Genomic DNA, 23816 nt, shown 5'->3' with positions numbered 1-23816 from the left:
ACTTAAGATGCTTATCTACAGAGTTTTTCCCGAATATGGCCTCAGAGTCGCGGAAAGGCGCTACATAGAAAACCCCACTCCTACCAACGACCGGTTACTTTGGGCTGCACGCAGCCGAGCGCACCGAGAAAGAAGATAGGCGACGGTCCCGTTTAAAAAACCAATATAATCATAAATTAGGGGATGTAAATATTGAAAATAATACTAGCGCCGTTTGTTTGGCTGATAGGATTAGTTATCGCAATCGCGATGCTTCCGTTTCTTATCTTTGCGTCTGTACGGAGTTCGAAGATCCAGCAGGAAGCAAAAGACGATTTTGGAAAGCTTGTAGCTGAAATCGACAGAGATCAAGGGCGACCGGTCTGCCGCCATTGTCTAAAAGACAACGACATACGTTGCTCCCCAGCACCGGAGCGACTGATAAGCACCCAGAACATGAACTGCGCGCGTTGTCATGGAACTGGTTTCATTGACGGATGACAGATATATCGTTTCCATGAAACTATGCGATAAGCCCCCTCGGGTAAAGGCGTAAGCTTCCCCGTCCGTGAACTAAGGCAAAAGCATAGCTTTCTGTCGTGCTACCTCCGAGGAGGAGGCTGTGAAAATATCTCGATCCACCAAGCATCACATCGTCGCGATCCAGGCCGAGGCCGGAGTGGCGGTCAAGGACCTGCGCCCCAAGCACGGGATCAGCTCCGCGACCTCCTACCAGTAGAAATCGAACTACACGCAGAAGCGTCTCAAGGACCACGAGAGCTTGCCGGCGTAGTCCAAACACATGTACGCCGAGCTCGCCCACGAGTACTAGGCCCACAAGGATGTGATCTCAAGGAACGACTTTCAGGCCCCCCGGCGCGGCGCGAGCTCGCGCCAGCCCCGGTGGCCGTGCACGGCCTGTCGGCCCTACGCGCGTGCACCGCGGTGCGCCTGTCCCGAGCGGCCGGGTATCGCCCGCTCCAGCCATTGGCGCGCGACGCGCTCGACGGCCTAAGCCCCATCGCTCGCACCGACCGAGCCCGAATCTCTACTTACGAATTGTCTACTTGACGGCGAAGCTTAGGGTTTTGTGGGGTAAGACAATGGGTATTCATAACTACTTAGCTATTTGTTGGGTTATGCGACTCTATTCGGCGGAGGGCGGCTCCACAGTGCGTCGCGCTAAACGCCAAATCTTCGATCTGAATTCCACACGATCTTCAATCAGAACGCTTAGCGGAGCAAGTCCGGTAGATCGTAAAGAAGCCTCAACGAATCCGGCCATCCTACGTCGGCGAAAAGCCGAAGGATCGCAACCAGTTTGGCCCGTCGGGCTTCGTCCTCAAACATGCCGCGATGATCCGCTATGAAACGCTCCACCATACCCACGACCTTCTTCTGTCCAAGACTTTCATACTGATACCCCTCCTCTTCACCACGTCCGAGAAGCAACGCGTAGACCGCGTCGAACACGCGAACCGGGTCACCGGGAATCACGAACTCGTACAGTTCAATGAGATAGTGAAGCGTAATTGGCTCACGAGTAGTGCCCAGCAGTTCAAGAATATCCGCATAATCATCGAGGAAACGCGCCATCGCGGTCGTACTGCCCAAGCCCGCTTCATCCGACGGATCGCTTGCATTAGCACCGGAACCGAAATATATCTGGTTCATCGCATGATGGATGACCTTTTCCGCCGCGATGTACCGTTCGGTCGCTTCCTCCTTTTCGGTCTCAGGTGCATCCGACTTGAGAACACCATGTGCCTCGGTCAATATCCGGCTTGCGTGCGTGAGGATCAGCGCGAGTCCCTCTTGTGCGCGGTTGCTTACCGCCTCCGATTGGGCGTCTGATCCAACTCGATATCGGTCGAACATCGCCTTGCGCAGTGACGACGTAAACGAGTCCAATAAATCTCGGTAGCACCCAGGATTGGTGGCCCATTCTTGAAGCCACGTCCACGTTAGTCCTCGGCCCTGGCAGACATACAGCTGCGCGGTCCATCCACCGAGGGACTCTAGGACAAGGTAGCGTGCCTCTTCATCGACCGGAATGTTGTTGTCGAGGCGTTCCTTGACCGTGCTCAACACGACCTCGCACCGCTCTGGCTCGCGGTAACTAAACCGCCGAATCGAGCGACTGAGGCAGAAGGCTAAGATCCGGGGATCCGGCTCATGCGTGGCGATTTGTTCGGCCAACTTCCACATGCGCTCAGGAGCGGCTGCATACAGGACCTGTAGGTTCTCGGCCACCTGAAGCCGAACTGCCGGCACCGGATCCTTGAGCGCGATCTCCAGATGCTCAATGATCATCGGGTGGTCGACGGCAAAGCGCTGAGCAAGCGCCACCCAGGATTTAGTGGCGTACACACGCACGGCCCAATTCCCCCAACTGATGCTCATCCATCTTCCTCGTCCGGCTCGGGATACTGGCTTGCAGACAAGCGTTCTAGCAACGCGAAAATTGCCGCTAAGTCGGGCAAGCCCTCCCTTCCTGGTTCATAATTCGGGCTTGACGCAATCCGTTCGACGGCGTTTGCCAGATGTCCCCAAGCGGCGCGATCGATCCGATCGTGCAGACCCGGATTTGCATCGATCAACGAGAGAAGCGCTTCGGCCTCTCTCCATAACGGCGCGAGATCTTGCGCCGAACTTGTCGAGCACGTCCGCTCGACAGTTGCGTATAGGGCGTCTGACGCATCAAGCACGTCTCGAGTGGGGCTGGCGTCCACGTCGACGCCCGCGCGGCGCAAGTCCTCGCGCTCAAAATCCACGCGACCACTCCACCCGCTGGTCATACGATATATTGGCTCATTCTCCGTCAACAGCCCCTCGGACTCGAGAAAGCGACGCAAATCCCGCGTTTTTTCAGTCTGGAGCGCACTTTCCGGAATCGGGGCAAGAATTCGGCCTAGAACGTGATACCAACGGCGCAGTTCATCATCGTCAGAAAAACGCGCCTCATCGACCGCCATCCTCTCGAAGTGGAGTTGTGCTGCGCCGTCTCGCGAAGGCCAAGCCGCCACTACGAACCGAACCGCGTCGCGTAGTGTGCCTTGGTTCGCGAAAAAGTCTGGACGTTCAATTAGCGGCCAGAGCAGATCGGCCATTTCATCACTACGTTCGCTGCCGACCCCGAAAATTCGAGCCCAGACCAATGGTGTGGCGTACTCGCGTGACGCCGCACGCACGCTTGCGGAAAACTTCGCGAAGTCGCTGCTGCGAAGGAAACGGGCGTACTGAGCTAGCAGATCATCGTCGCGAGAAGGTACCCCTTCGTCCACCTCGTCCCAGGCATTGAATTCCACATCACCACCACGCAACTCGATAATCGAAGTGCCCAAGTCCACTTGGCTGGGCTTAGGATTATCGCTGTAGTCGCGGTTCGCGGTTCGGCCGATCAGTGCATCGATAAGCGCACGTGTTCCATGCTCGGGCGAGATCGCTAGGACATCGCCAATGGCCCTACCAAGGTGCCAACGGCAGTGCTCAAAATCCTGCCTTCGGTTCGAGGAAAGCGGTAGGATCCGGCTCGGCTGCCGCCCCAACCAAGAGGTACTGTCATCGGTGATCGTCTGTCCGTACAGTGCGGCATAGATTTCAACGGTGAACTCAGGATCAGCGCGAGTGATCGGCAGGATTTGCTCGGCAAGCCAAACGGCCTCCTGATCCGCATGCTCGGAGAAATGGGGTTCGCGCAAGATGCGATCCAGAAGCGCGCGCGACGCAGGGGGATCCGAGACGAAGCTCTTGCCAACAAAACGGATGGCTGTATCGCTGATCGACGCCAGCGGTGGCGAGGCTGCCCATGAGGATTCAAGGAGTGCGCGCGACGCCCGGCCAAACGTATGGAGGAGATCATCTCCTTCAAGGTCGTCATGCTCGAAAATCGGGTGAAGCAGAACCAGCGCAGGATGAAGCAACGTTCGGTTGCCCGTGGCCACGAGAGCTTCGGCAACTCGGATCCACGCGGTCGCCGGCCCCGGCGTGATCCCCCCTGCGGCCTCGATGTCCATCGCCGCGAAACGTGCGAGACGTCCAAGGAGTACCTCCAAGTACGTTTCATCCGAACAGTCATTGACGCGCGCAATCAACCCCGAAATATCGCTGACACCTTCGGTATTCTCGACCACGACGCGCAGCGCAACGTTGCTTAGTACCGGGTCGACATTCGTGGCCGAGAACGCACCCGCTGCCAGCTGCCAACTCATCGGCCGCCCCGCACCGTCGAAACGCCAAAGTCGCTCCACTGCGAAACGGAGTGCCGGAGCGAGCAGGAGTGCGGTTGGGCTGTCGCCACTTAATTGAAACAACAGCGCTTCAGCGTCATCGCATTCGAGGTAGAAACGCCCAGCAATATGATCGAACAGCAAGTTGTGCGCGAATGTTACAAAATCGCCGAATTCTACGAGGAGGCCCGTTTGAATGACATCATCGAGCGCAGCATGTCCGATCACGACCTTGCGAACCGATAGCCGCCCTCGGCTTACCATTGTGGCCGCCGCCGCCCTCGCTGCCTCCTGTAGCTGCGTCGTGTTCAGGCGCGCATCTTCGTAGGCATCTACCAATCCTGCCTGAGTGCGGATCGCGCGGAATTCCGCCGGATTGATTCCATCGGCCAGGAGATCCGCGGCCAGCGACAGATTGAAAATATTGCGCAGCAGGTCGACGAGTGCGTCTGGGGCCGACTCCAACAGGGTGCCCAGTTCCGGTGATGCCTTCTCCGCTGCGGCAAGGTCGTTTTCGCTCAGAGTCGGAACAAGGAAATGGCGCACCTTACTCAGCCCGGACTCGGCGAAATCGATATCAGCAGGGGGACCAGAGAATGCTTGGCGGAACCGGCGACCGTTCTTGAGATCGAAGGTACGAATCGACGCTACGACGATCCATTCGTCAGAAAGCCGATCCCGCACATCCTCAATGAGCGCAGCGAATACCGTTTCAGACGGTCCGCCGCGAGCGGCGTCGAGAGCATCGATGATAAGCGTCTTGGGGCCTGCACCAGGCATAGCGCCCAGCGAGTCGACCAGCCGGTGTGTGAGCTCGAGCTCAGACGCGAGCTCGGCGCCTGTCCTGACACCATCGAAACGATCGACCGACAGAAAGATTACGGTTTCGCCAGCATCCGCGATGGCCCGCGCGGCGCGCACTAGTGCGCCAGTCTTGCCGGCTCCAGGTTCGCCGATCACCAGAAGCGAACCAGCCCGCATCGCCTCAAGCAGCGGCCCGTCACTATCGCGCTCTATATTTACGCCAGCGCCCAGCGGCAGGCTTCCGTGAGCGGCAAGTCGATGTAGGTGGTCCTCGGTTACTTCCCGCAGTTTTGTTATATCTGTCTCATAACGGGGCGCTCCGACATCCTGATGTCCCCGTTGGCGCAACGCGCGGAGCAATCCGAGACGATCAGCAGGCGCGCCACTACTGATCATGCCGCGCATGATTTCCTTCAGATCACGGAGCGGTGCTTCGCCGTCTGCCTCACCTCCAAACAAATGACGACCCAGCAGCCGAGAGACTTCGCGCCAATCGCTTTCTCCCTCGACCATGGTAAAGCGCGCGATACGGAAAATACGCGCCAAATCGACGAGATCTTCGGAGTCGGGTTCATCCCCTCGATGCGCGGCCCATGTCCGGGTTGCGATTACCTCAAATGCTTTGAGCGCGCTCCGCTCCGCCTGATTGCGCTGCGAACACGTGACCGCCCAGCTCCCACCGAAATCGAACGCACGGCATCCAGACTCAAGGTTGTCGAGACTGCGTGGGGAGTCAGCACGCACCGCCAACAGTGCGGCATTGCGAGTCGGATTCGGCAGGCCTGGCCCAGCCTTCTCGTCAGCGACCCACCTCGCAAGCTGACCGACAGTTCCAGTTAGCGGAGCGCTCTTACTGGAGGAAATGTTCGCGCGGGTTTTGCATTGAATTTGGAGACCGCTGTCGTCCTCTTGCGTCAGCTCGATATCGTCGAGGCCAGCGCCAGTCTCAAGGCGGACAGATTCGGGTATGGGCTGATCGCTGATACCGAAACGTCCACCTACCGGCATGCGCACTAGGATGTGAACCGCGAACCAGGTAGCGACCGCAGCATGCCAGTCCATACCGGCCTCGGTTGCGCTTCCTCCGGCGCGCTTGGGCGTCGACGCTGCAGTAGATTTGTGCTCCATACTCACGAGGATACCATCCAGCTCTGACGCCCTGTTGTTCCGTCTGACCAACACATACATTGCCAAGTGCTCGGCGCGCTTGCGGTTCCGATCCGCGAACCCTCAAGAAGACTTTAGTCTGTGGTCGTGTTCAGCCCAGCCCTGTATCTGTTCGGACACTGGCAGGCGCAGGCGTTTCGCCGGAGAAGACGATCCAGAACCAGGAGGCCCTCCGAGTAACCGCGCACACGATGCTTCGGTCGCGGGCGTTCATTGATCGGATATATACGGGATCATGATGCCGCCGGCCTTAAGGCCGGCGCCGTCGCTAGCTTCAGCAGGTTGTGGGCGATGCGCATCAGGCTCCATTCCCCGCGCGCCTGCTCAAGACTCCGCAACAGCAACTGTCGGAACGCGCGGGCGTGCTTGATCTTCCCGATCACGGGTTGAGGGAAGATCTTGCGCAGCCGATATCGGCTGCGCCAGCCAGCCCGGCGCGGCCTGGTCTCCATCTGTCCGGTGAAGCTGTCAGGGTCGGGCGAGCGATCACCGGTGGCGGTGGGCTGATCATGGTGGCCGCGGCGGGTCGCCACATAGCCCCGGATCGCATTGCGGTTCAGATATCGAGATTCGCCTCGCTGCAGTAGCCGGCGTCGGCCGACAGCTCATCGGGGACATGGCCCGCGTCGCGTTCGATCGCCGCCACCATCGGCGCGAGATGATTGATGTCGGCGGCGCAAGGGGTAGGCGTCTGCGCGATGATGATCTGGTGGTCGGCGTCAACGGCGATCTGCGCGTTGTAGGCCTGCACCCAGCCTGAGCGGGTGAGCACAACCCGACTTTCCGGATCGGTGAAGTTGCGCTGCGCGCCACCGGCGGGGGCCCGTCATCGTGATGGCGTGGTGGCGTGGTGGCACAGACGGTGGATCGGGATCATCATCATCGTCGTCGGCTTCGCCTTGCCGGGATGCTTCGGCGTCGGCCGCCGCCTGCGCCTCGGCCTCGAACGCGGCTTTCGCCGCGCGGATCCGCTCCAGGCGCTGCGCGCGGTCCGCGGCCCACTCGGGCAGCTCGTCGCCGCGCACCTCGCCGAACGCCGCATCTTCTTCACCGTCGGCGGCCTCCGCCGCCTCGAACCAGTCGGCGACGGGCGCGGCGGTTCTTTTCGCTGTCCACCATGTCAGGCTTCCTCGGTTTCGGATTCGTACCCGTCCACCTCATCCTTTCATGCTTGGCCGCGATTGCGCGCGCTCACCTGCCTCGATCTCCGATGCGGCCCGACAGTAGGCGCAATGCGCTATCAGCGCATACGCCGCACCGCATCGGGGTTGACGGAGATTCCGCCTGCCCAATGTCCGAGGCGTCCTTGTAAACGCCCGTTGGTGTGTTTGGTGTGTTTTGGTGGGGTCTTTCCCATTACTACCCCCAAAGTCTCAATTGACACTTCCGGGTAACTGAGAGGAAAGATCCCACCAAAACACACCAAACACACCAATTTCATCGCGCAGCCTCCGTGCGCCAGCGGGTGTCACCCGCACTCACGCCATCCTTGACGATTCGCCGTCCGTCCACGACGCACCCGGCATAGCGTCCGATCCAGCGGCCAAGCCGACGCGGGTTGATCGTCCCCCGCTCGCCTGCGATCTCGTCCAGGGCATTAGCGAGGGTTGCACGGTACTCGCTGGGCGCTCCGATATTGGCCGCAGGTTGCGCTTCGTCCACCAACTCGCGGAGTTTGACGGGTCGATCACCGATCACGCCATCCCACCCGGTGATCAGGCCGCGCAGCTTGATCGTCTCCGGCTCGTCGGCGTAGTTCGCGTCCACGGCATCCGCCGGATCGGCAAGGTTGAAGTCAGCCAACCGTTTATCGCGAAGCCACACGACGCATTGACGGATAACGGCATCCCATTCCTCAAACGATCCCATGCAACCGGGGGCCCCCTGCGGGCAACCTGCGGCCACGAATCCGCGCAGAATTGTCAGCGCCGCCGCCCGGTAGTGCAGCCAGCGTTCGCGCACACGCGCAACGGGATCGAAGGGAAACGCAAGGCGCTCGGGGGATTCCACGCCGTGATCAATCGTGCTCACCAGCACACGGCGGGCAAGGTCGCCCGTCACCTGGATATTGTTGCCGGTGGCCTGAATGAGTACGCGCGTGGGGACGCTCACGTTCTCGGATGCGCCGAGGCGGCGATCTTCATACGTCGTGGACGTGAGCACCGCGCACAACGTATCCGATTCGAGCGGGCCGTTTACATTGTCGATCAACAGCGACGGCGGCGCGGTCATGAGCTTGGCCATGATCCGTTTGCGCTGTTCTTCGGATTCAGTACTCCAGGGCGATTCGCTCGGCTCGTGCCCGGACAGCCACGCAACAGCCTTCGCCAGCTTTCCTTTTCCGGTGCCCGCCTTGTAGCTGTTGGCGGCGAATGCGGGCGCAGTCCCGATCATGGGTCGCTGTACGGCGGTCAGGCACGCCGCCAGTGCGATGCTGCGCGATAGCGCGTCCACGAACGGGAAATGCTCGAACGGCTCCCACAACGTTCGCAGAGCGGCGCGTACCTGTTCACGGCTGGGGTTGTGCGGTACGGGCGGCCAGCCGTCGGGGTGGTCGGCGAGCAACAGCACGCCGGTTCCCGGATCGTATCCGGGATTATCCAGCATGGAGCCATCCCGACGCAGCAGCGGAGCGGGCACGACGCTGGACAGCTCGGGAACGGTCCATGCGCCTCGGTTGTGCAGGATGCGTGCGGGCAGGTTGCCGGGTGCATCGCTCGCCAGCCAATCCTTCGCCCGTTTGTCGAAGCGCAACCATTGCGCGATGGACTCCAGGTGGTTGGACAGCCAAGGGCCGAATACGGGAAACACGCCGCCATCAACAAGCCGCACCAGCCTACCCTCGCGCTGATACACCTCGCCCGCGTGGCGCATAAGTTCGTCGGCCTGTTGGACCATGCGCGGCATCTCACCGGCAGCGATGCAGATCGTGGATGCGGCACGCTCCAGCGCAAACCGTTGTCCGCCGTGCGCGTGGCTGTAGATATACGGCTTTCCGCCGCTGCGAAGGTTCGCCCAGGCAATCCGGGCATCGTTGCCGTAATCCGGTTCGAGCGGGTCGGCGAAGCGTTCGCCGTGCCACTGTTCGGGTTTGTCCAGAATCGCGCCGACGGTGACGGTGCGGCCACTGCTATGCGTCAGCGTGAAGTCGGCGAATAGCTTGCGATTCATGACAGCCGCGACGAACGATTGCCGCGCCTGTTCGATCCGCTGTTCGCGTCCGTTGTCGTCCAGCGCGGCCAGATCATCGGCGGCGCTTTCCTCGAACGCGGCGAGCCGGTCATCGATCCACGCTTGCCGCGCGGCGTGTTGTTCGCCGGAGACCGCTTCGCGCGCTTCCGCCTTTAGCTCGGCCAGGCGCTCACGCTCGGCGTCGGTCAGGTCGGGCAGCGCCGTGGTCGTGTCCAGAGGATTGGCGTCAGCGTTCACCACCAGTGGTTCCGCGCGGCGTTGTTCGAGCGGTGCGACGCACGATGCCCCTGCGGCAAAGTCGAGGCGTTCGGGTTGCCACACTGCGGCGTCAACCAACCCGCGTTCGAGTAACGCACCAGACTTGCTCACCGCGTAGTACCCGTGCCCGGCCAGCCATAGCCGATCGAACAGCACTTGCCCGGCTCTTGGGATGTCCCGCGCATCGGCGACATGGATCCACAAGCGAAGCCCGCCCGCGCCCTTCATGCACTCGTCCGTATCGCCGTTGTAGATATACGTCGAACTACTGGCCGCCGCTACCATTGGCGCGTCGGCGACGGGGAGACACGCGCCCTTAACCCTGGCGTACAGCGTGCTCGGGTTCATCGGCTCGCCGCCCGGTGGCGGATCGTAGTCCAGCAAGAGGAAGCCGGGACCGACGGGCCAGTCGAAACAGTCGCGCGTGCGGGTGATGTCGCCCTCGCCCGCCGCCTGACGTGACGCAATCGGCGAGGATTCCGGGGCAGCGGCTCCGAAGCAAAGCGCTTGATTCGGTTGCAGGCTTGCCAGTGTTTCGCGCAAGCCGTCGACGCCATCCACCGCGCGGCGTTCGTAGTGGCCTCGCACGAGTTCGCCGCCGGGCCGTTTGATCAGTTCGCCGTTACTGTCGAGGGCGAATTGCTTGGCCAGACGTTTTGGTTTTGCAGCGGACAGCACGGACAGGGTGGCAGGATATGCTGTCGCGGCCCCGTTGCCCGCGTCGCCATCCGCCACGGCGGTGTCGTCGTACAGGTCGATAGGAAGATGGACCGCACTCATCGTCCGCCCTCCAATCGCGCGAGCGCGTATTCGCCCACGCGAAATGTCGTGCCCCGTGCCATCTGGCAAGTCAGCAACAATGGATCATCGGCGGCGATGGCATGCGCGCGGCCGATTTTTCGGCCGGGCGAAAGTGGGGTGCTGTTCATCGCGATCCGCTCCGTAGCGTGTAAACCTACGGCGGATCATGACGGCGCTTCAGCAGACGCACGAGGACAGAAATTGGCGTTTATCGGTATTTTTGTCCGAGCGGTGGCCTGAGGCGGCCTCGCTCCGACATTACCGGTGGCTTGAATCAAGGGGTACGGTCAACGACCATAACCCTCTGTAACCCACTAACAATCGCGATCGAACAGCGGACGTACGCGCCGCCATGGCAATCGTCCATCGCGAGGTGGCTGTACGCGGACCACCAGACACCTAACCATGACCCTCGTTGCCATTCAGCCGAGCAGCGGTCGCCAATCCGATCTATCTGTAGCGAGTCTCGTGGTTTTGCGAAGCGAAGTCCTCGTCACCCTCCCCCCTCGGAGCGACTCCAGATCGAGGTCCGCGGCCACCGCGCGTCGATGCCACTCTTCTCGCTGCTCGGGCTGCGACAGCTGCGTTTTGGATTCCCGGCTCGCAAGGCACGCGTTGATCCGCTCGCCAGCCCGGGACTGCTTCCGCGTCCTTCCTCGCTCGACCAACGCCGCATCCACTTGGCGGCGCCGATAGGAAAACCGCTCTCTGATCTCCCGCGGCAGACCAGCCAGTTCGAATCCGTGCAGCGTCTCCACGGTGCCGTATCCGAGGCTCCGCGCGGTTTCCGCCAGCTTCTGGTGGAATATTGTGTCCGCCCGATACCAGCGACAGTTTCCTGTGCCGAAGTGCAAGTCCACCGCCCGCCAGCCGCCGTCAGGCCGCTGAGTCAGGTTCCCTATCAGCACATGGATGTGCGCCTGTGGGTCCGCTATGCCGTCCACCGGGCGCGCGTCCTCATGCAGGAAACACGCGGCGATGAGATTCCCCGTTGTGCTCCGTGTGCGACCCCCCTTTCCCTTGCGCGTCATCACGCATGTCCGCTCGACATGATCGACCGCGGCCATCGCCGCAGAACACATGCCCTCCAGAAGCTCGTCGTCACCCAGCGCCAACGCGGCGATCGAAACCGACTTCGGCGCGGAGATCGTTAGATCCGTCGCCACGCGCCGCCGTGGGTGCGACCGGCGGCCGAACCCCTCGGCGGCCAGTATCCGTGCAAGATGATCCGGCTGCACATGGCCCTCGAGGCCGAGGGTGTCCGCTCCGCACCCGTGCCACCAGCTCGGCGCGCGACCGGGTCCGCCCGCCATTTCCACATAGTACCCGACCGGATTGCCCTGCCGAGTAATGTAGTGGGCATGTTCCGCGTACCGACTGATCCGATATGAATCGGTGGCCTTCAGGTGCTTCAGGCTAATCATCGCGTTCTCCGATAAAGGTTGCGTCCTTGGCCATCGCCGTCGATGGCCATCGGTCACACGGACATGGCATACGCCGATCCACGCGCCCCTCACCTATCGGGCGATGCATAGTCACCGCCGATGTCCCAAGGTGAGCACGACACGCCGACTGCGTGCAAGATCGGTGCGACTGTGTATCTAACAATTGATCATCGTTGCGACGACACACCCGGTTCTCATGAATGGCGGAAAATCCTCCGGTTTTGTTATGCCCAGTTCGTTGTTCGACACAAACAAGAGGAATACTTCCATTTAATCGGAGTACTTATACAGAGGACTCCCGCAATGAGAATCGAATGCCCCCGAAATCCACCATTTTTCACCCGTCGCCCATTCGACCGTCCGGGTCCGCGGAACCGGCCAACGGTAGCCCCATAACACGTGCTCGCCACACGCCCGCTGCGCGCAACCTCGGCGACCCGTGCTCACCACCCTCCGTCGCCCCAAGGGTCTGCACCAGCCGCCGATCACCCCATTCATCGCAGTGGCCGCGCCCCGTCAAAACCGCCGTGCGTACCGCCCGATCTGGCGTGCGGCGCCATAAAGCGCCTCCGCCGTATCTTCCGGGTTGATCTCCCGCTCGATGCATTCGCTAACAATCGCGCCAGCCGCCACCGCGTTATCATTCTCGAGACAGAAGTTATTGCATCCGATCCGAACGAGCCCCCAGTCAAGCGTCGAAGGATTTCCCTCCGGGTACTCGACCTCCACCCGGTGCGCCGGATACGCGACGCCATCTGTCTCCTCACGAAGGCAAACCGGATAAAGCTGTCCGAAGTAAACGGTCGACGGCGCCTTCGGCCCGTCGGGAAAGTCGTCGACGTGTTCCACAAACTCGCGCACCACACTCCCGAGTTCATGCAGGGAACGCGCGACCTCGTCGCGATCGGCGAAAAGATAGCACTGAAGATCTCGCGGCGTGAGCGCAAGACGGCCTTCTTCATCTACGTAATACAGCATTGATTTATCCCTCTGGGTCCGATCGTTCATTGACCGGATTGTACCGCCACTATTCATCCTGTCAGCTACCTACTCGTTAACGGGTAGAAATCCTCTCAACGAGTGATGAGTACATTCCGAATTGCTTTAATTCTCCCCGGTCCGGGCGGTCACGACTACCCACCCATGTTATAACTTTTATCCGATTTTTCAGCCATTTATGGCTTTCCCATCTTTGTATTATCAGTTAACCTCGAACTCAGATCCACATCACACTGATTACCGATGGCTGATGATCCGATCGCCAAATATGATGATCTTCTTGCGCGGGTCAAACGAGCGCATGAAAGGAGCGGCAACCTGACCGGATCCATACGGTACTTCTGGCCGGAATGGACGCTCCTGATCGGAGGGGGTGCACCATTTCGGGTAATCGATGCGGCGAGATCGCTGTGCGTATCCAAAGCGTCGATCGACAAAGCCCATTACCTCATAAAACGCGAAGGCTCAACTTCTTCTTCCGACAGACTTCAGTCTTCCTCCGATACCCATATCACTTCGTCCACCAGTGCCTCCGCGGCGGAGCAACCGCCCTCGGTCCACGACCGCGATCCCGACGAATACGACGCTGAGGGCAATCTCGTCTGGTACGACGGGCGATGGGTCTACACGTATTTTCCCAGAACGCAGAAGTGGCGATCCGATTATCGGTAAGCCGACCTGCCTCCATCTCAAAGGAGAGTTCCAATGTCGCATCGCGTGAAGTTGGTTATCGTGCATGGTGATAAAGGGGGTGTGGGCAAAAGCACCGCCGCTACCGTCATAGCTTCCTATCTGACCCACCAGGGCCGACGACTCATGGTCCTTGAGACGGATGTCGGGGATTCGGGCGCAACCCCGGACGTCGGACCGCGGTTTGCGGACGCGGTCGGTGTCGACGTCACGCACATGGCCCTGGAAACCCCGAATCGGCACACGCGGGATACGCTGGCGGATCTGTTCGAGCTCATCGAATCGAGTCGCGCGGAATACGTTGTAATGAATCTTCCAGCGGGAGCATCGAGAGTGCTCGAAGACGTCGGAACGCTGTTGGCGGCGGCCGCCGAGGCGTCCAATGTGGAAGTGCGTATTGCGTATGTTCTCGACCGGACGGATTCCGCCCTGGCGAATGCCGAGGCAGTGGTCCAGGGACCGATTTTCGGATGCGCGGCGCGATCCACCCTCGTCAGGAACGAGGCGATCGCGGGGGCGCGGGAATACGACCGCCGCCTCGATACGCAACCGTTCGCTCGGCGCCTTCCCCGCTCAACCGTGCCGGAACTCAGTCCGGATACCGCGGATCTGCTCACGGAGCACGGTGATCGGAATCTCGTCGATCTGATCGACCCGGATACGACACCGCTGCGCACCGTGCAGCGCATCCAGGTCGCCCAGTGGTTCGACGCGGCTGCGGAGTCGCTGCAGGTGGCCTTGTTTCCGGAGTTGTCCGACTATGCGACGGAAGAAGCCGGATGAACCATAACGACATGGGCGACCGCGACAGTGAAACCGCAGCCGAGGCAACGCGGCGGGGTCCGGCATCCTTGCGCGATGAGGTTCTGGAGCAGCTGAGTCCGCCCCGTCGAGCTATTCTCGCTCAGCATGCGCGGGATGTTCCTGATGACGATATCGTGTGGGGCCTTGCGCTCGTTCTTGCCGACTTCCACCAGGATGCGAGGACCGACTCGCGCCGCGTGCGCGCGGAAATGGCCGAGTTCGGCGACCTTCTGCAGGGATGGCACGGACACATGAGAGAAGAATTGGATCACACGACCAAGCGATTTCGTCGCTCCATATTGACAGTTCTCCGGGAGAACGAGGAGCGGGACCGTACAGCGATGGAGAAGGCCATCGACGCCTGTTTGGACCAATCCATCGAGCGGATCATCGACGCTCGCCTCACCGATCTGCTGCGAGTGGTCTCGGGAAAGGTCCTGGCGTTGCTCGGGTTCGCGTTCATTCTGGGCGGTGTGACGACAGTGATCGGAATGGCTGCAGCGGCCGGTGTGGATCACATGTAATACCTTGCTGCGCGGACGGGGGCGCCAGCCACCGCCTGGAAAGTCCCGCCGGATCGGTCTCCAACGATCGTTCTATCTTCTGATTATCGCCCTACCCACCCCATGTGGATGCCTCCGAGCGCGGTGTCACATCCGCGCTTCCGTCGACGGCGGAACAACGTTGACCTGCAGATGCGGCTCAGGTGATATCCACGGGTGGTGGCACGCAGCTGCGGCAGTGGACCCTAAAAGCGGCGATTTGATGGCTATCCCGGGGCGGTTTTGACACGCAACTGCGGCAGCAATCCTGCTGACCCCCGCTTTGTGGTCGGTCAAAGGCCGATTTTGCCCCGCAACTGCGGCAGTGGATCGGAGGAACGGGGTTTGATGGGCGATCCCGGGCCGGTTTTGCCCCGCAAGTGCGGCAGCCCTGCTGGCGCGCAACTGCGGAAGCCACCCGAAAAATGGGGAAAATAGGCGTTTTCGCGACTCGTTGCGAAAGTTGCAACGGGAGGAGAGAGTCGGTGATACGCACGATCGATCCGGAAACCGCGGCCGCCGTCCGCCAGTTCCTCGCCGGCATCGTCGATCGCTATGATATCGCCGAGGCCATCGTGTACGGCAGCCGCGCGCGCGGCACGCATCGCCCGGACAGCGATGCCGACGTTGCGGTGCTGCTGCGCGGCCAGCACCAGCGCTTTTTCGACGTGAAGTTGGATCTGGCCGACACGGCCTTCGATACGATGCTCGAGACCGGCATTCTCATCTCCCCGCTGCCGATTTGGTGCGACGAGTGGTCACACCCGGACCGACACGCTACACCGGATCTGCTGCGCACGATCGAGCGTGAAGGAGTGAAGTTGTGATCGACCGCAAGTCCACCATTGCCCACGCAAATCATGACGGGGACGGCGGATCCGGATCCGGGGCCCCATCCGCGGTAGCGGCCGCCAGCGCCTCGACCGCCCCGTCCAGATCTTCGGAGACATCGCGGACGAAATCCCGCCACGGCTCGCCCTCGGCGTCCGGGCCGGCGCCTAGCCACCGCTCGAGACGCTCTACGTCGATTGTCGAGCCGGCCAACTTCGCGCGCGCGTTCCGCGCGTGCTGATACGCAGCCGACAGGTCGCCGGATAGCGTGATACACGCGTGCGCCTGATCGGCTTCGTGGTACACGCCGACCAGCTGCGGCGCCGTCGTCGTGCCGTCGTGGAGCATTTTGCGGGCAAGCCAGAGGTGCTGCCGGCCGTGCTCGGCGTGCTCGTCTCTCTGTGTCATGACAGATCCTTTAGGTACAGGCAGTGCCGGGTCATGCGCTCGTAGCCGCGGGGATCGAGGTCGCCGGCGTACGTGACGTCGACGGACAGGTCGGAATTGTCGAAGCAGTGGTCGATTTCGACCGTGAGCCGAATCTGTTGCTCGGGCGGAATTGGCGAGAACACGAGAAAGTCCGCGTCCGATCCCATTTTGAAATCCCCGCGCGCGAGCGAGCCCACGACGCAGGCCTCGATGTCGCGCTCGGCGAGCATCGCGAGCGCGGCCCGCGCGCAGGCCAGCGCCGTCTCGCGGCGCTCCTGCAGCGTCGTCACCTCGAGCACGAGCGTCGGATCCCAGCCGGTCATTTCCTGATAGTAGCCGCGCTGGTTGCTGACCACGCGCGTGCGATCGATCCGGTAATCGCCGGACAGGTGCGTGTGACCGTGGATCCAGAGTGCAGGCGGCCACGGGCCGTCGAGCAGCCGCTCGAGGTCTGACGCGTACGCCGATTCCCAGGCCGTGTACGGCGATTCGCCAGCCCATTCGTCCCATTGCTGAAGCGATCGGGATGACGGCGCGTGGTGGGTTACCACGACCGTTGGGCCCGCGTACGTCTGATCCAGCTCGCGCTCGAGCCAAGTTACGGTCTCGTGGTGGATCGCTTCAGTTTCCACCGGACGCAGCGGGCCGCCGGCGGGGGATTCGATCGCCTTATAATCCGGAAATGCCTGGCCCAAGGCGGCGCGCGCGAAGGCCGGATCCCCCACGAGGTTGAGATCGGTCCACAACGTCGCGCCCAGGATCCGCACGCCCCGGACCGTGACCGACTCGCGCTCGAGCACGTGCACGTTCGTGCCAGCCGCGGCCGCGCGGGCCCGCTCCAAGGCCTCGCCCAGGCGGGTGGTGTAGTGTTCATGATTGCCGAGCACGTAGACGACCGGTGTGGTCGGCCAAGTCTCGGCGGCCCACCGCACGCCGGCTCCACCGTGGTCGATGTCGCCGGCCAGAATCACGAGATCCGCGCCGAGGTCGACTACGTCAAAATGCGCGCGTCGCGGGTCGACTTCGGCGTGAATGTCGGAAAGAACTTGGATCCGCATCGTTACTCCTATACCGGCTGGGCCTCGGCCAAAATTTGCTCTCGGGTCCGGTCGGGCAGGCCGTTCGGCGTCACGATGTCGACCCGCACGCCGAGCAGCTCTTCGAGCTCGTGCTGGATCGCTCCGATATCGAACAGCGTCGTCTCCGGTGTCGGGTCGACGAACAGATCGAGGTCGCTTTCATCCGTGTCGTCGCCATGTAGAACCGATCCGAAGACCCGCGGATTGCGTGCATGGTGCGACTCGACGACGCGGCGGATCGCGGCCCGGTTCGCGGCCAGCGCGTCAGCGGGTTTCATGGCGTGGTGCAACTCGCCCCGGGATACGGTCGTTCTCGTTCTGCCAATAGAGCTGCTGATAGAGCTTCTCGAGTTCCAAGAGCATCGCGTCATCGAATGACGAGGCCAACACGGCGCCGACCCGGGCCCGTTCGGCGAGACACAGACAGTAATCGACAAATCGGAGCCGCTTAACGCGGTCTCTCAGTCCCGGAATGAGTGCGGCTTCTCCGCGCCGATCCATATCATCGAGTCGGACGCGCTCTTTCCACACGTACTCTGCGGCCATCTCGATTGGAATGGCCGTCGGTGACGGCCGCACAGCCGCCCACGTCTGCATCAGCAGGTCCTGCACCGGCGACAGCGTGTCGACTTCGAAAAGCGCTTGTTCAATCACGAGATAAGCGTGTACGGCGCTATGCGGTCGCCGGGCGACGAGCGACTGGTGCGCCTCACTGGCCTGATTGTGTACGGGCGTGCCGGGCTTGAGCTGCGCGAGCGCGGCCGTCAGCGCTTCGATCGCTGTATCCGTCCCGTCGGTCACGGCTCCATCTCCTGCGGCCGAAGGCTTTATCGGTGGCATCCGGCCCGGCTGATCATCGAAGAGCGGTTCCGAGCCCGAATCCTGCTGCTGTAACAAAGAACCCGGTTGTCACGTCGCCCCAAATCATCGTTGGGATGCCGATCAACAGGCAGACGACGACTGCAAGGCCGCCGGCATCGCTGGTGGTGAACATTGTCACTCCTCCTTTCTTCTTCAGATTTGCTTTATTTCGTACAGCAATCGTTTTACGTAACTTGTACGAAACTCACCGGCGGATCAGCCGTGCAATACTCGCGATCTCCTCGCCGATCCGGTCGCGCGGTGCGTCCGATGACTGATAAGCCGCCAAGGCCTGCTCGAGCGCTTGTCTGACCTGCGCGAGCCGCTCGTCTGCCTCCGCGGCCGCCGCGCCACTGCCCCACACCTGCAGCTGACGGTAGGCCGCGTATTCGCAGGCGGCCGCCTCGGCATAACGATGGGCCGCCTCGTAGCCCTGGATTGGGGTAGCGCCGCCGAGATCCCGATTGAGCCGCCACAGCCGCCGCTCGATCGATTCACTGCGCCGCCGCCAGCCCTCGGCGCTGGCCGAGATCGCGGTCGGGCTCGTCCAGAACGGCTCAACTGCGTTCTGGGTCAGGTCGCGCGAGACCTGGCCACCACCACGCCTGCGGCCGCTCGCGTCGGTCCACTCGGTCTGCTGTTCGTGCAACTGCTCGTCGAGCAGCCCGAGCGTCTCGAGCAGCGTGTCGTCACGCTCTACGCCCATCACCGCGCCGATCCCGGCCCGCTCGGCGCGGGACAGGGCTTTGCATTCGAGCCAATGGAGCCAAGCGCGTTGCGCCCAGATTGCCGGCCAGTCCGGCCCGCGCTCTTCCCCGCTTTCACCGCGCGCGCGCTGGTAGACGGGGTCGATCTGCTCGATCCGGTGCTCGAGATAGTCTCGTACGTCGGCGATGTACACAGCGCGCCTCATGTCTCACCCCGCTTCCGCTTTCCGATTTGCTGGCGGCACCAGACCCCGAAGTCGGCCGAGATCTGGCCTGGACCAGGCCCCGGGGTATCTCTCAAAAACGGCTCGACCGCGAATTCGGTGAGAACGCGCGGCACGGTATCGACCCACTCTTGCCAATACAGCTGCTCGCGGAGCAAACAAAGCTGCTCGAGCAGCGTGTGGTCGAGATCTCGGGCCAGCACCGCGCCGACGTCTTCATCTTCGGCCCAGCCAAGTGCGTCGACAACGACGTAGGACAGCCACTTATACCTGTTGCGGATCTGCTCGCAGGTCGTCGGCGAGATCTGTGGCGCATCCGGGTCGATCACCCGCAATTCCGACGGAAAAGCGCGCTCGTAGTCCGCCTCGGCTTCGCCCATCTGCTGCTCGACGTACCCCCGTACGGTCTCGATCGGGATCGCCCGGCGATACAGCGTTTCCTCGCGATCGCTACTCATCGGTCACTCCGCGCGTCCGCTCGTGCTCGATCCAGCGCCCGATCGCGTTCGATGCCTGCCAGAGCTCGTCGATGACGGTCGCGATATTAATCCCGTGACGGCGCTCGAGCGCGTGGTCGTCGTCACCGGCGCGCATCGAGCGGATCATCCGGCCGGCCTCCGCGACCGATTCGTGTGCCTCGGTCAGCAGTGCAAGTCGCGGCACTGGCCCGTCCTGGTATTTGTGCGCGTACCGCTCCCGGTCATAGCGCTGCAGATTCTCGACGGCCGCGATGATCACGCTTCGCAGTGACGACAGCTGGGATTGCCCGAGCTCGTCGGAAAGCACTCGGCTGAGCCGGTACTCGGCGGGCGGGCGGTCGATCGGATCAAACATCCGGGATCCCTCAAGCCGCCAGCTCAATACAACGCACCGGGTCATAGGCCGCCTCGTCACGGGCCGGATTGCTCAGAACGCGGCAGCCGCCCACGGCATAGTCCTCGACCCGGTGGGTATGGCCGTGGATCCAGACATCGGCATGCGCGAGCAGCTCACTGCAGTCGCTCGCGTAGGCCCCGGGCGCCCAGTGATCGAACGCGAGATCGGACCACGAGTGCGGGCGATCACCTTCCCGCACGGTCACGCTGTTCGGATGCGGCGCGTGATGAGTCACGACGACCCGGTTCCAGCCGGCGTAAGCGCGCAGGGTCCGGTCGAGCCAGTCACGTGAGGCCAGGTGCCAGCCGCGTGTCGTCGCCGCGGACAGCGGGGGCGGGCGACAGGTCTGCCCCGTCTTAACCGGGCGAGGCCCGTGCCAAGCCGCGTGATCGACTACGCGCTGGTACTCGATCATGAAGTCGTCGGCCTGACGCAGCGCCCGGTCGACGGAGATCTGCGCCAGGCGGAAATCACTCCAGAGCGTGCACCCCATGATCACCAGGCCGCCGAGCTCAAGCACGTCGTTTTCGAGTACGTGGATCCGTGCCGGATCCTCGGCCTCGATCAATCGGATCTTGCGGCGGTACTCGTGGCAGTCCTCGCCGAGCGGGTCGTGGTTGCCGGCCACGAAAACCACGTGCGGGGCGCTCGCCGCCTCGATGATCCAGCGCAGCCCTTCCCATGTATTCGCCACGTCACCAGCGACCACCAGCACGTCCGCACTGGCGTCAGCGATAGCCAACTGATCGGGCTGCCGGACATGCAGGTCGCTCAGGTACTGAATCCGCAGCGTCCGCGGCCAGCCGGTCTCGTGCAGCAGGAATTCGAGCAGCTCGCGCGCTTCCGGCAGGTCCGCGATGGCCTCGTCAATCTCTCCGGCGGCGGCCAGCGCGAGGCCGGCCCGGACCGGATCACCGCGCTCGTACCACTCGCGCGCACTGTTCAGCTCGAAGTCGAGATCCCGCCGGGCCGTTGTATCGATGCCGCGGATAAGCGCCCGCAGGCGATCAATCAGCTGGACGAGCTCGCGGGTGTCGAGGTCACGGTCGCGCATGGCTCAATCCTCGAATCCGGGCCGGATCGGCGCCCCTTGGGGGATCCGCGGCCAACCGACACCGGGCAGCAGCTTGCCGATCATGCGAGCGTCGTCGATACCGCGGTGCGCACGGCCCTCGAATTCAAGGCCGGCGGTCTGCACCGCGCGCCCGAGGCCGACGCGCTTCATTTGCCATTGCTGAGCCCAAAACTTCTTCACGTTCACATGGGCCGGCAGATTGCTTAACTCGTGCTGGATGCCGTGCCGTTTGGCATCTAATTCGAGCTGGTACGCGTCGAAATTGCCCCAACTGCCCCATTGAGCGCACTGCCAGTGGGCGAGCCATTCGGTGAATCGCCAGTAGACCTCCGGGAACCGCGGGGCGGCGTCGACGTTGTGCTGCGTAATGCTGGTGAGCTCTTTACAGAAGTCCGTCAGCTCGTGATGCACCACCGGGTACACAAAGCGTTCGAACTCATCGACCGGCTCGAAATCGTGGCGGCGGAGCATGACCGCGCCGATCTCGATCGTTTCCATGTCCGCACGGCGGACGGTGTCGTCGCCGTTATTCGTATCCGAGCAGCTACATTCCAGGTCAACAACGGCGATATGTCGGGCAGGAGTACTCATGGCATTGCTCCCGTTCGGTTGCGGGGAAATCGAATAAGTGGCTGGATCGCTCGAGCATGCGTATTCGCCGCAGCGCCACGGCGTACTCGCCGATGATCTGCTCCGCATTTCGGATCGCCACGACTTCGTTCGGCGTCTCGGCTCGCTTGCGCCGGCCTTCGTTTTCCAAGCAATTCCTCATCACAGATCCCTCGCCCATGCCGCTTTCGTTTTTTCCCGATCAGCCTTACAACGTAATGGTAATATTACCTTATCACCAAAACAGAGTGATGGCAATTGCGGCAACGGTAGTATTATCATTGGCTTATGGCACCGATACGACCCAAGACGAAGCCGGCCGCAAAAGTGCGGATCGTCGGCCATGGCCGCGCGACCGCACGCCCCCAAGTGGCCGCGCGAATCCGCCAGTCCACACTGGATCGGCTCGATGCGGCGATTGAAGGACCTCGCTACCTGGCCATCGATTACCTACTGGCCCTCGGGCTCGCGCAGATCGAGCAGCAGGAAGCCGTGACGGAAATCGACGCCACCGAACTCGACGATTCCGGGCAATCGCCACGATCGGGATACAGCGACAATTCATCGAATTAACCGGCAACACCCGACTGGCCTGAGACGTATCCCCCGACAAGTTCGGTCCTGTTGAGTTATGTCTCCCGCCCCGTAAACGTTAAGACGCACGACACTGAAAATCCCAAAAAAGTGCCGCCAGGGCGACGTGCGGGCCTTTCACTATCCCCCACCCGGTGCTTGTGGGACTGCCACAAGCAGACACCGACCGCCAGGTCGCTCGCGCCCACCTGATGAGGCGACGCAAGACGACCGCAGTACGCGAAGCCGCTCGGCAATGGCTGACTGGATCAAACATGCTGTCGCCCCATCGTGCTCCACCAGCTTCATGCATGTATTTACCCGCCCCGCCCCTACCTCAATCCGGGTCCCGCGGCCATCCAGAATTGAAGGGTAATTCCAGGGGTATCCGATGATCCGTCCATCGCCAATACTCCAATACAAGAAATCGTTGCCGAGCGTTTTCGATGCCCGGGTTAGGAACCACATCGCCCACGTACGGTTTCTCCGGGCCTAATCTCTATCGTTTGAATTACCCGGAATATAAGAACCGCCATGGTCGCCTGAGTTCCACCTCAGAGGAAACTTAAAAACGGGACGAAGCTGGCCTGCGCCCGCGTCTTCGCGCTATTGTTCATGAACTCGGACTTGATTACGTCCGTCGTGTTTGGCTTGGTAGAGCATTGCGTCAACGCTGGCGAACCAGGACGTGAGTGTGTCCTCCGGTTCTGCCTCGGCGACGCTGATTGATACCGTGATGCCAAGGCTCTGGTCGAAAGTGTATTCTTCAATGCGCTTTCGGAGCGTTTCGGCGAGCTGTGCGGCGGCCTGGGTAGTGGCGCCGTTGGCGAGAACAAGCAGCTCCTCACCCCCGTAGCGGAAGACATCGTCGCTGGCGCGCACCGTCGCGGTGATTACCCCGGTCAGCTCGACGAGGATGCGATCGCCGACGGCGTGACCATAGGTGTCGTTCACTGCTTTGAAATGGTCGATGTCGAGCAGCAACATGGCTGCCGGAGTACCTGCGATACGCCGCTGTAGTGCTATCCCGGCGCCCGCATTGAGGGCGCGACGATTGCCGACGCCGGTAAGGGGATCGCGCTCGGCGAGGTCGGCGAGCGCGCGGCGGCTATAGCGGACGCTGGTGGCGACCACGAGCGAGAGCAGGTTGAGAGAGACGAGCGCTTCGGGGGCGCGATCGATATCACGAACCGAACACCACACGGCTTGCGGGTTCGGCTGGGTTTTCCGCTCATTACGGGCTGAGCAACCGGCCGCCGACCCAGCCGCTCCTCCACGCGGTCAAACCCGAGTCGCGCGCCCGGCCTGATTAAGTTTCGGGCTATCAGATGCCGCCGTCTCCGGCGGCCGGGACCGTGCATCGCATGCGCCGCGAATGGAGCGCATTACGGTCCAGACGAACAACAACTGCGTCAATCCCCGGTATGGCCTGGAACTCCGCGAACTGAAGCGAATAACCCTGGGGCTGACGGTAGGGGGCGACGGATCTCCGAGGGGCAGGTGCATAAGCCTGATATCAACGTAGTTGCCGTCGGCTGCTTCCACACCAACGGTTTCAGCGCGCCGCGCTGCGGCTTGATGAATCGTTCGATGAGATATTCGCGGATTGCTTGCGTGCGGGGCCCGCAGTCGGCCTACGGGC

25 protein-coding genes are annotated in these 23816 nt (G+C 61.9%); 5 read left to right on the top strand and 20 right to left on the bottom strand.

What is annotated here, in order from left to right:
• Positions 1 to 1212: 1212 nt before the first annotated feature.
• From A0W70_RS17065 to A0W70_RS02295, 8 genes are all read right to left on the bottom strand, one after another.
• Positions 1213 to 2382 (bottom strand): hypothetical protein, encoded by a 1170-nt coding sequence (locus A0W70_RS17065; RefSeq protein WP_217495360.1) that lies wholly within the window; start codon positions 2380 to 2382, stop codon positions 1213 to 1215.
• A complete protein-coding gene (locus A0W70_RS17060) occupies positions 2379 to 6146 on the bottom strand; it encodes an ATP-binding protein (RefSeq protein WP_217495359.1) in 3768 nt (1255 codons plus the stop codon). The genes A0W70_RS17065 and A0W70_RS17060 overlap by 4 nt, the downstream gene beginning before the upstream one ends.
• 266 nt (positions 6147 to 6412) lie before the next feature.
• The gene (locus A0W70_RS02315; RefSeq protein WP_139150669.1) at positions 6413 to 6712 is read right to left on the bottom strand and encodes a transposase; all 300 of its coding nucleotides are present in this window, start codon (positions 6710 to 6712) and stop codon (positions 6413 to 6415) included.
• Between the two features lie 23 nt (positions 6713 to 6735).
• A complete protein-coding gene (locus A0W70_RS02310; RefSeq protein ID WP_070987930.1) occupies positions 6736 to 6951 on the bottom strand; it encodes a transposase in 216 nt (71 codons plus the stop codon).
• A 665-nt stretch (positions 6952 to 7616) separates the two neighbouring features.
• Complete coding sequence (locus A0W70_RS02305; protein WP_245675788.1) at positions 7617 to 10409, bottom strand: hypothetical protein; 2793 nt, start codon at positions 10407 to 10409, stop codon at positions 7617 to 7619.
• Positions 10406 to 10558: a hypothetical protein gene (locus A0W70_RS16925; RefSeq protein ID WP_175443045.1), complete on the bottom strand. Its 153-nt coding sequence runs from the start codon at positions 10556 to 10558 to the stop codon at positions 10406 to 10408. Before A0W70_RS16925 ends, A0W70_RS02305 begins: the two co-directional genes overlap by 4 nt.
• A gap of 294 nt (positions 10559 to 10852) precedes the next feature.
• A complete protein-coding gene (mobF, locus tag A0W70_RS02300) occupies positions 10853 to 11854 on the bottom strand; it encodes a MobF family relaxase (protein ID WP_070987928.1) in 1002 nt (333 codons plus the stop codon).
• Between the two features lie 537 nt (positions 11855 to 12391).
• Complete coding sequence (locus A0W70_RS02295) at positions 12392 to 12853, bottom strand: hypothetical protein (RefSeq protein WP_070987927.1); 462 nt, start codon at positions 12851 to 12853, stop codon at positions 12392 to 12394.
• Positions 12854 to 13117: 264 nt separating this feature from the next.
• Here A0W70_RS02295 and A0W70_RS02290 point away from each other — a divergent pair, with 264 nt between their 5' ends.
• The 4 genes from A0W70_RS02290 to A0W70_RS02275 all read left to right on the top strand — a co-directional run bounded on the left by A0W70_RS02290 (position 13118) and on the right by A0W70_RS02275 (position 15737).
• Positions 13118 to 13546 (top strand): hypothetical protein, encoded by a 429-nt coding sequence (locus tag A0W70_RS02290; RefSeq protein WP_070987925.1) that lies wholly within the window; start codon positions 13118 to 13120, stop codon positions 13544 to 13546.
• A 33-nt stretch (positions 13547 to 13579) separates the two neighbouring features.
• Positions 13580 to 14347, top strand: a complete 768-nt coding sequence (locus tag A0W70_RS02285; RefSeq protein ID WP_075109814.1) for a nucleotide-binding protein — start codon at positions 13580 to 13582, stop codon at positions 14345 to 14347.
• A complete protein-coding gene (locus tag A0W70_RS02280) occupies positions 14344 to 14892 on the top strand; it encodes a hypothetical protein (protein ID WP_070987921.1) in 549 nt (182 codons plus the stop codon). The genes A0W70_RS02285 and A0W70_RS02280 overlap by 4 nt, the downstream gene beginning before the upstream one ends.
• Positions 14893 to 15395: 503 nt before the next feature.
• A complete protein-coding gene (locus A0W70_RS02275; RefSeq protein WP_245675787.1) occupies positions 15396 to 15737 on the top strand; it encodes a nucleotidyltransferase domain-containing protein in 342 nt (113 codons plus the stop codon).
• 31 nt (positions 15738 to 15768) lie between these two features.
• On the opposite strand, the gene A0W70_RS02270 is transcribed toward A0W70_RS02275, so the two are convergent.
• From A0W70_RS02270 to A0W70_RS17115, 11 genes are all read right to left on the bottom strand, one after another.
• Positions 15769 to 16149: a hypothetical protein gene (locus A0W70_RS02270; protein WP_070987919.1), complete on the bottom strand. Its 381-nt coding sequence runs from the start codon at positions 16147 to 16149 to the stop codon at positions 15769 to 15771.
• A complete protein-coding gene (locus A0W70_RS02265; protein ID WP_070987917.1) occupies positions 16146 to 17228 on the bottom strand; it encodes a metallophosphoesterase in 1083 nt (360 codons plus the stop codon). Before A0W70_RS02265 ends, A0W70_RS02270 begins: the two co-directional genes overlap by 4 nt.
• Before the next feature lie 8 nt (positions 17229 to 17236).
• The gene (locus tag A0W70_RS02260) at positions 17237 to 17527 is read right to left on the bottom strand and encodes a nucleotidyltransferase family protein (protein WP_070987915.1); all 291 of its coding nucleotides are present in this window, start codon (positions 17525 to 17527) and stop codon (positions 17237 to 17239) included.
• Positions 17514 to 18050: a hypothetical protein gene (locus A0W70_RS02255; protein ID WP_070987913.1), complete on the bottom strand. Its 537-nt coding sequence runs from the start codon at positions 18048 to 18050 to the stop codon at positions 17514 to 17516. The genes A0W70_RS02260 and A0W70_RS02255 overlap by 14 nt, the downstream gene beginning before the upstream one ends.
• Before the next feature lie 52 nt (positions 18051 to 18102).
• Positions 18103 to 18243: a hypothetical protein gene (locus A0W70_RS16920; RefSeq protein WP_175443044.1), complete on the bottom strand. Its 141-nt coding sequence runs from the start codon at positions 18241 to 18243 to the stop codon at positions 18103 to 18105.
• A 72-nt stretch (positions 18244 to 18315) separates the two neighbouring features.
• Positions 18316 to 19023: a hypothetical protein gene (locus A0W70_RS02250; RefSeq protein ID WP_139150668.1), complete on the bottom strand. Its 708-nt coding sequence runs from the start codon at positions 19021 to 19023 to the stop codon at positions 18316 to 18318.
• A complete protein-coding gene (locus A0W70_RS02245) occupies positions 19020 to 19499 on the bottom strand; it encodes a hypothetical protein (protein WP_070987908.1) in 480 nt (159 codons plus the stop codon). Before A0W70_RS02245 ends, A0W70_RS02250 begins: the two co-directional genes overlap by 4 nt.
• Positions 19492 to 19875, bottom strand: coding sequence for a hypothetical protein (locus A0W70_RS02240; RefSeq protein WP_070987906.1), 384 nt, complete (start codon positions 19873 to 19875; stop codon positions 19492 to 19494). The genes A0W70_RS02245 and A0W70_RS02240 overlap by 8 nt, the downstream gene beginning before the upstream one ends.
• A gap of 10 nt (positions 19876 to 19885) precedes the next feature.
• Positions 19886 to 20971 (bottom strand): metallophosphoesterase family protein, encoded by a 1086-nt coding sequence (locus A0W70_RS02235; RefSeq protein ID WP_070987904.1) that lies wholly within the window; start codon positions 20969 to 20971, stop codon positions 19886 to 19888.
• A gap of 3 nt (positions 20972 to 20974) precedes the next feature.
• The gene (locus tag A0W70_RS02230) at positions 20975 to 21583 is read right to left on the bottom strand and encodes a 3'-5' exonuclease (RefSeq protein WP_070987902.1); all 609 of its coding nucleotides are present in this window, start codon (positions 21581 to 21583) and stop codon (positions 20975 to 20977) included.
• Complete coding sequence (locus A0W70_RS17115) at positions 21549 to 21752, bottom strand: hypothetical protein (RefSeq protein WP_245675800.1); 204 nt, start codon at positions 21750 to 21752, stop codon at positions 21549 to 21551. The genes A0W70_RS02230 and A0W70_RS17115 overlap by 35 nt, the downstream gene beginning before the upstream one ends.
• A 218-nt stretch (positions 21753 to 21970) precedes the next feature.
• On the opposite strand from A0W70_RS17115, the gene A0W70_RS02225 reads away from it, so the two are divergent.
• Entirely contained in the window at positions 21971 to 22174 is a 204-nt protein-coding gene (locus A0W70_RS02225) for a hypothetical protein (RefSeq protein WP_175443043.1), read from the top strand.
• A gap of 606 nt (positions 22175 to 22780) precedes the next feature.
• On the opposite strand, the gene A0W70_RS02220 is transcribed toward A0W70_RS02225, so the two are convergent.
• Entirely contained in the window at positions 22781 to 23377 is a 597-nt protein-coding gene (locus A0W70_RS02220) for a GGDEF domain-containing protein (RefSeq protein ID WP_070987898.1), read from the bottom strand.
• Positions 23378 to 23816 lie beyond the last annotated feature (439 nt).

The sequence above is a fragment of the Halofilum ochraceum genome, assembly GCF_001614315.2.
Lineage (GTDB): Bacteria > Pseudomonadota > Gammaproteobacteria > XJ16 > Halofilaceae > Halofilum > Halofilum ochraceum.
The sequence above is the reverse complement of the archived record's forward strand: the minus strand, read 5'-3'. Positions and strand labels throughout refer to the sequence as shown.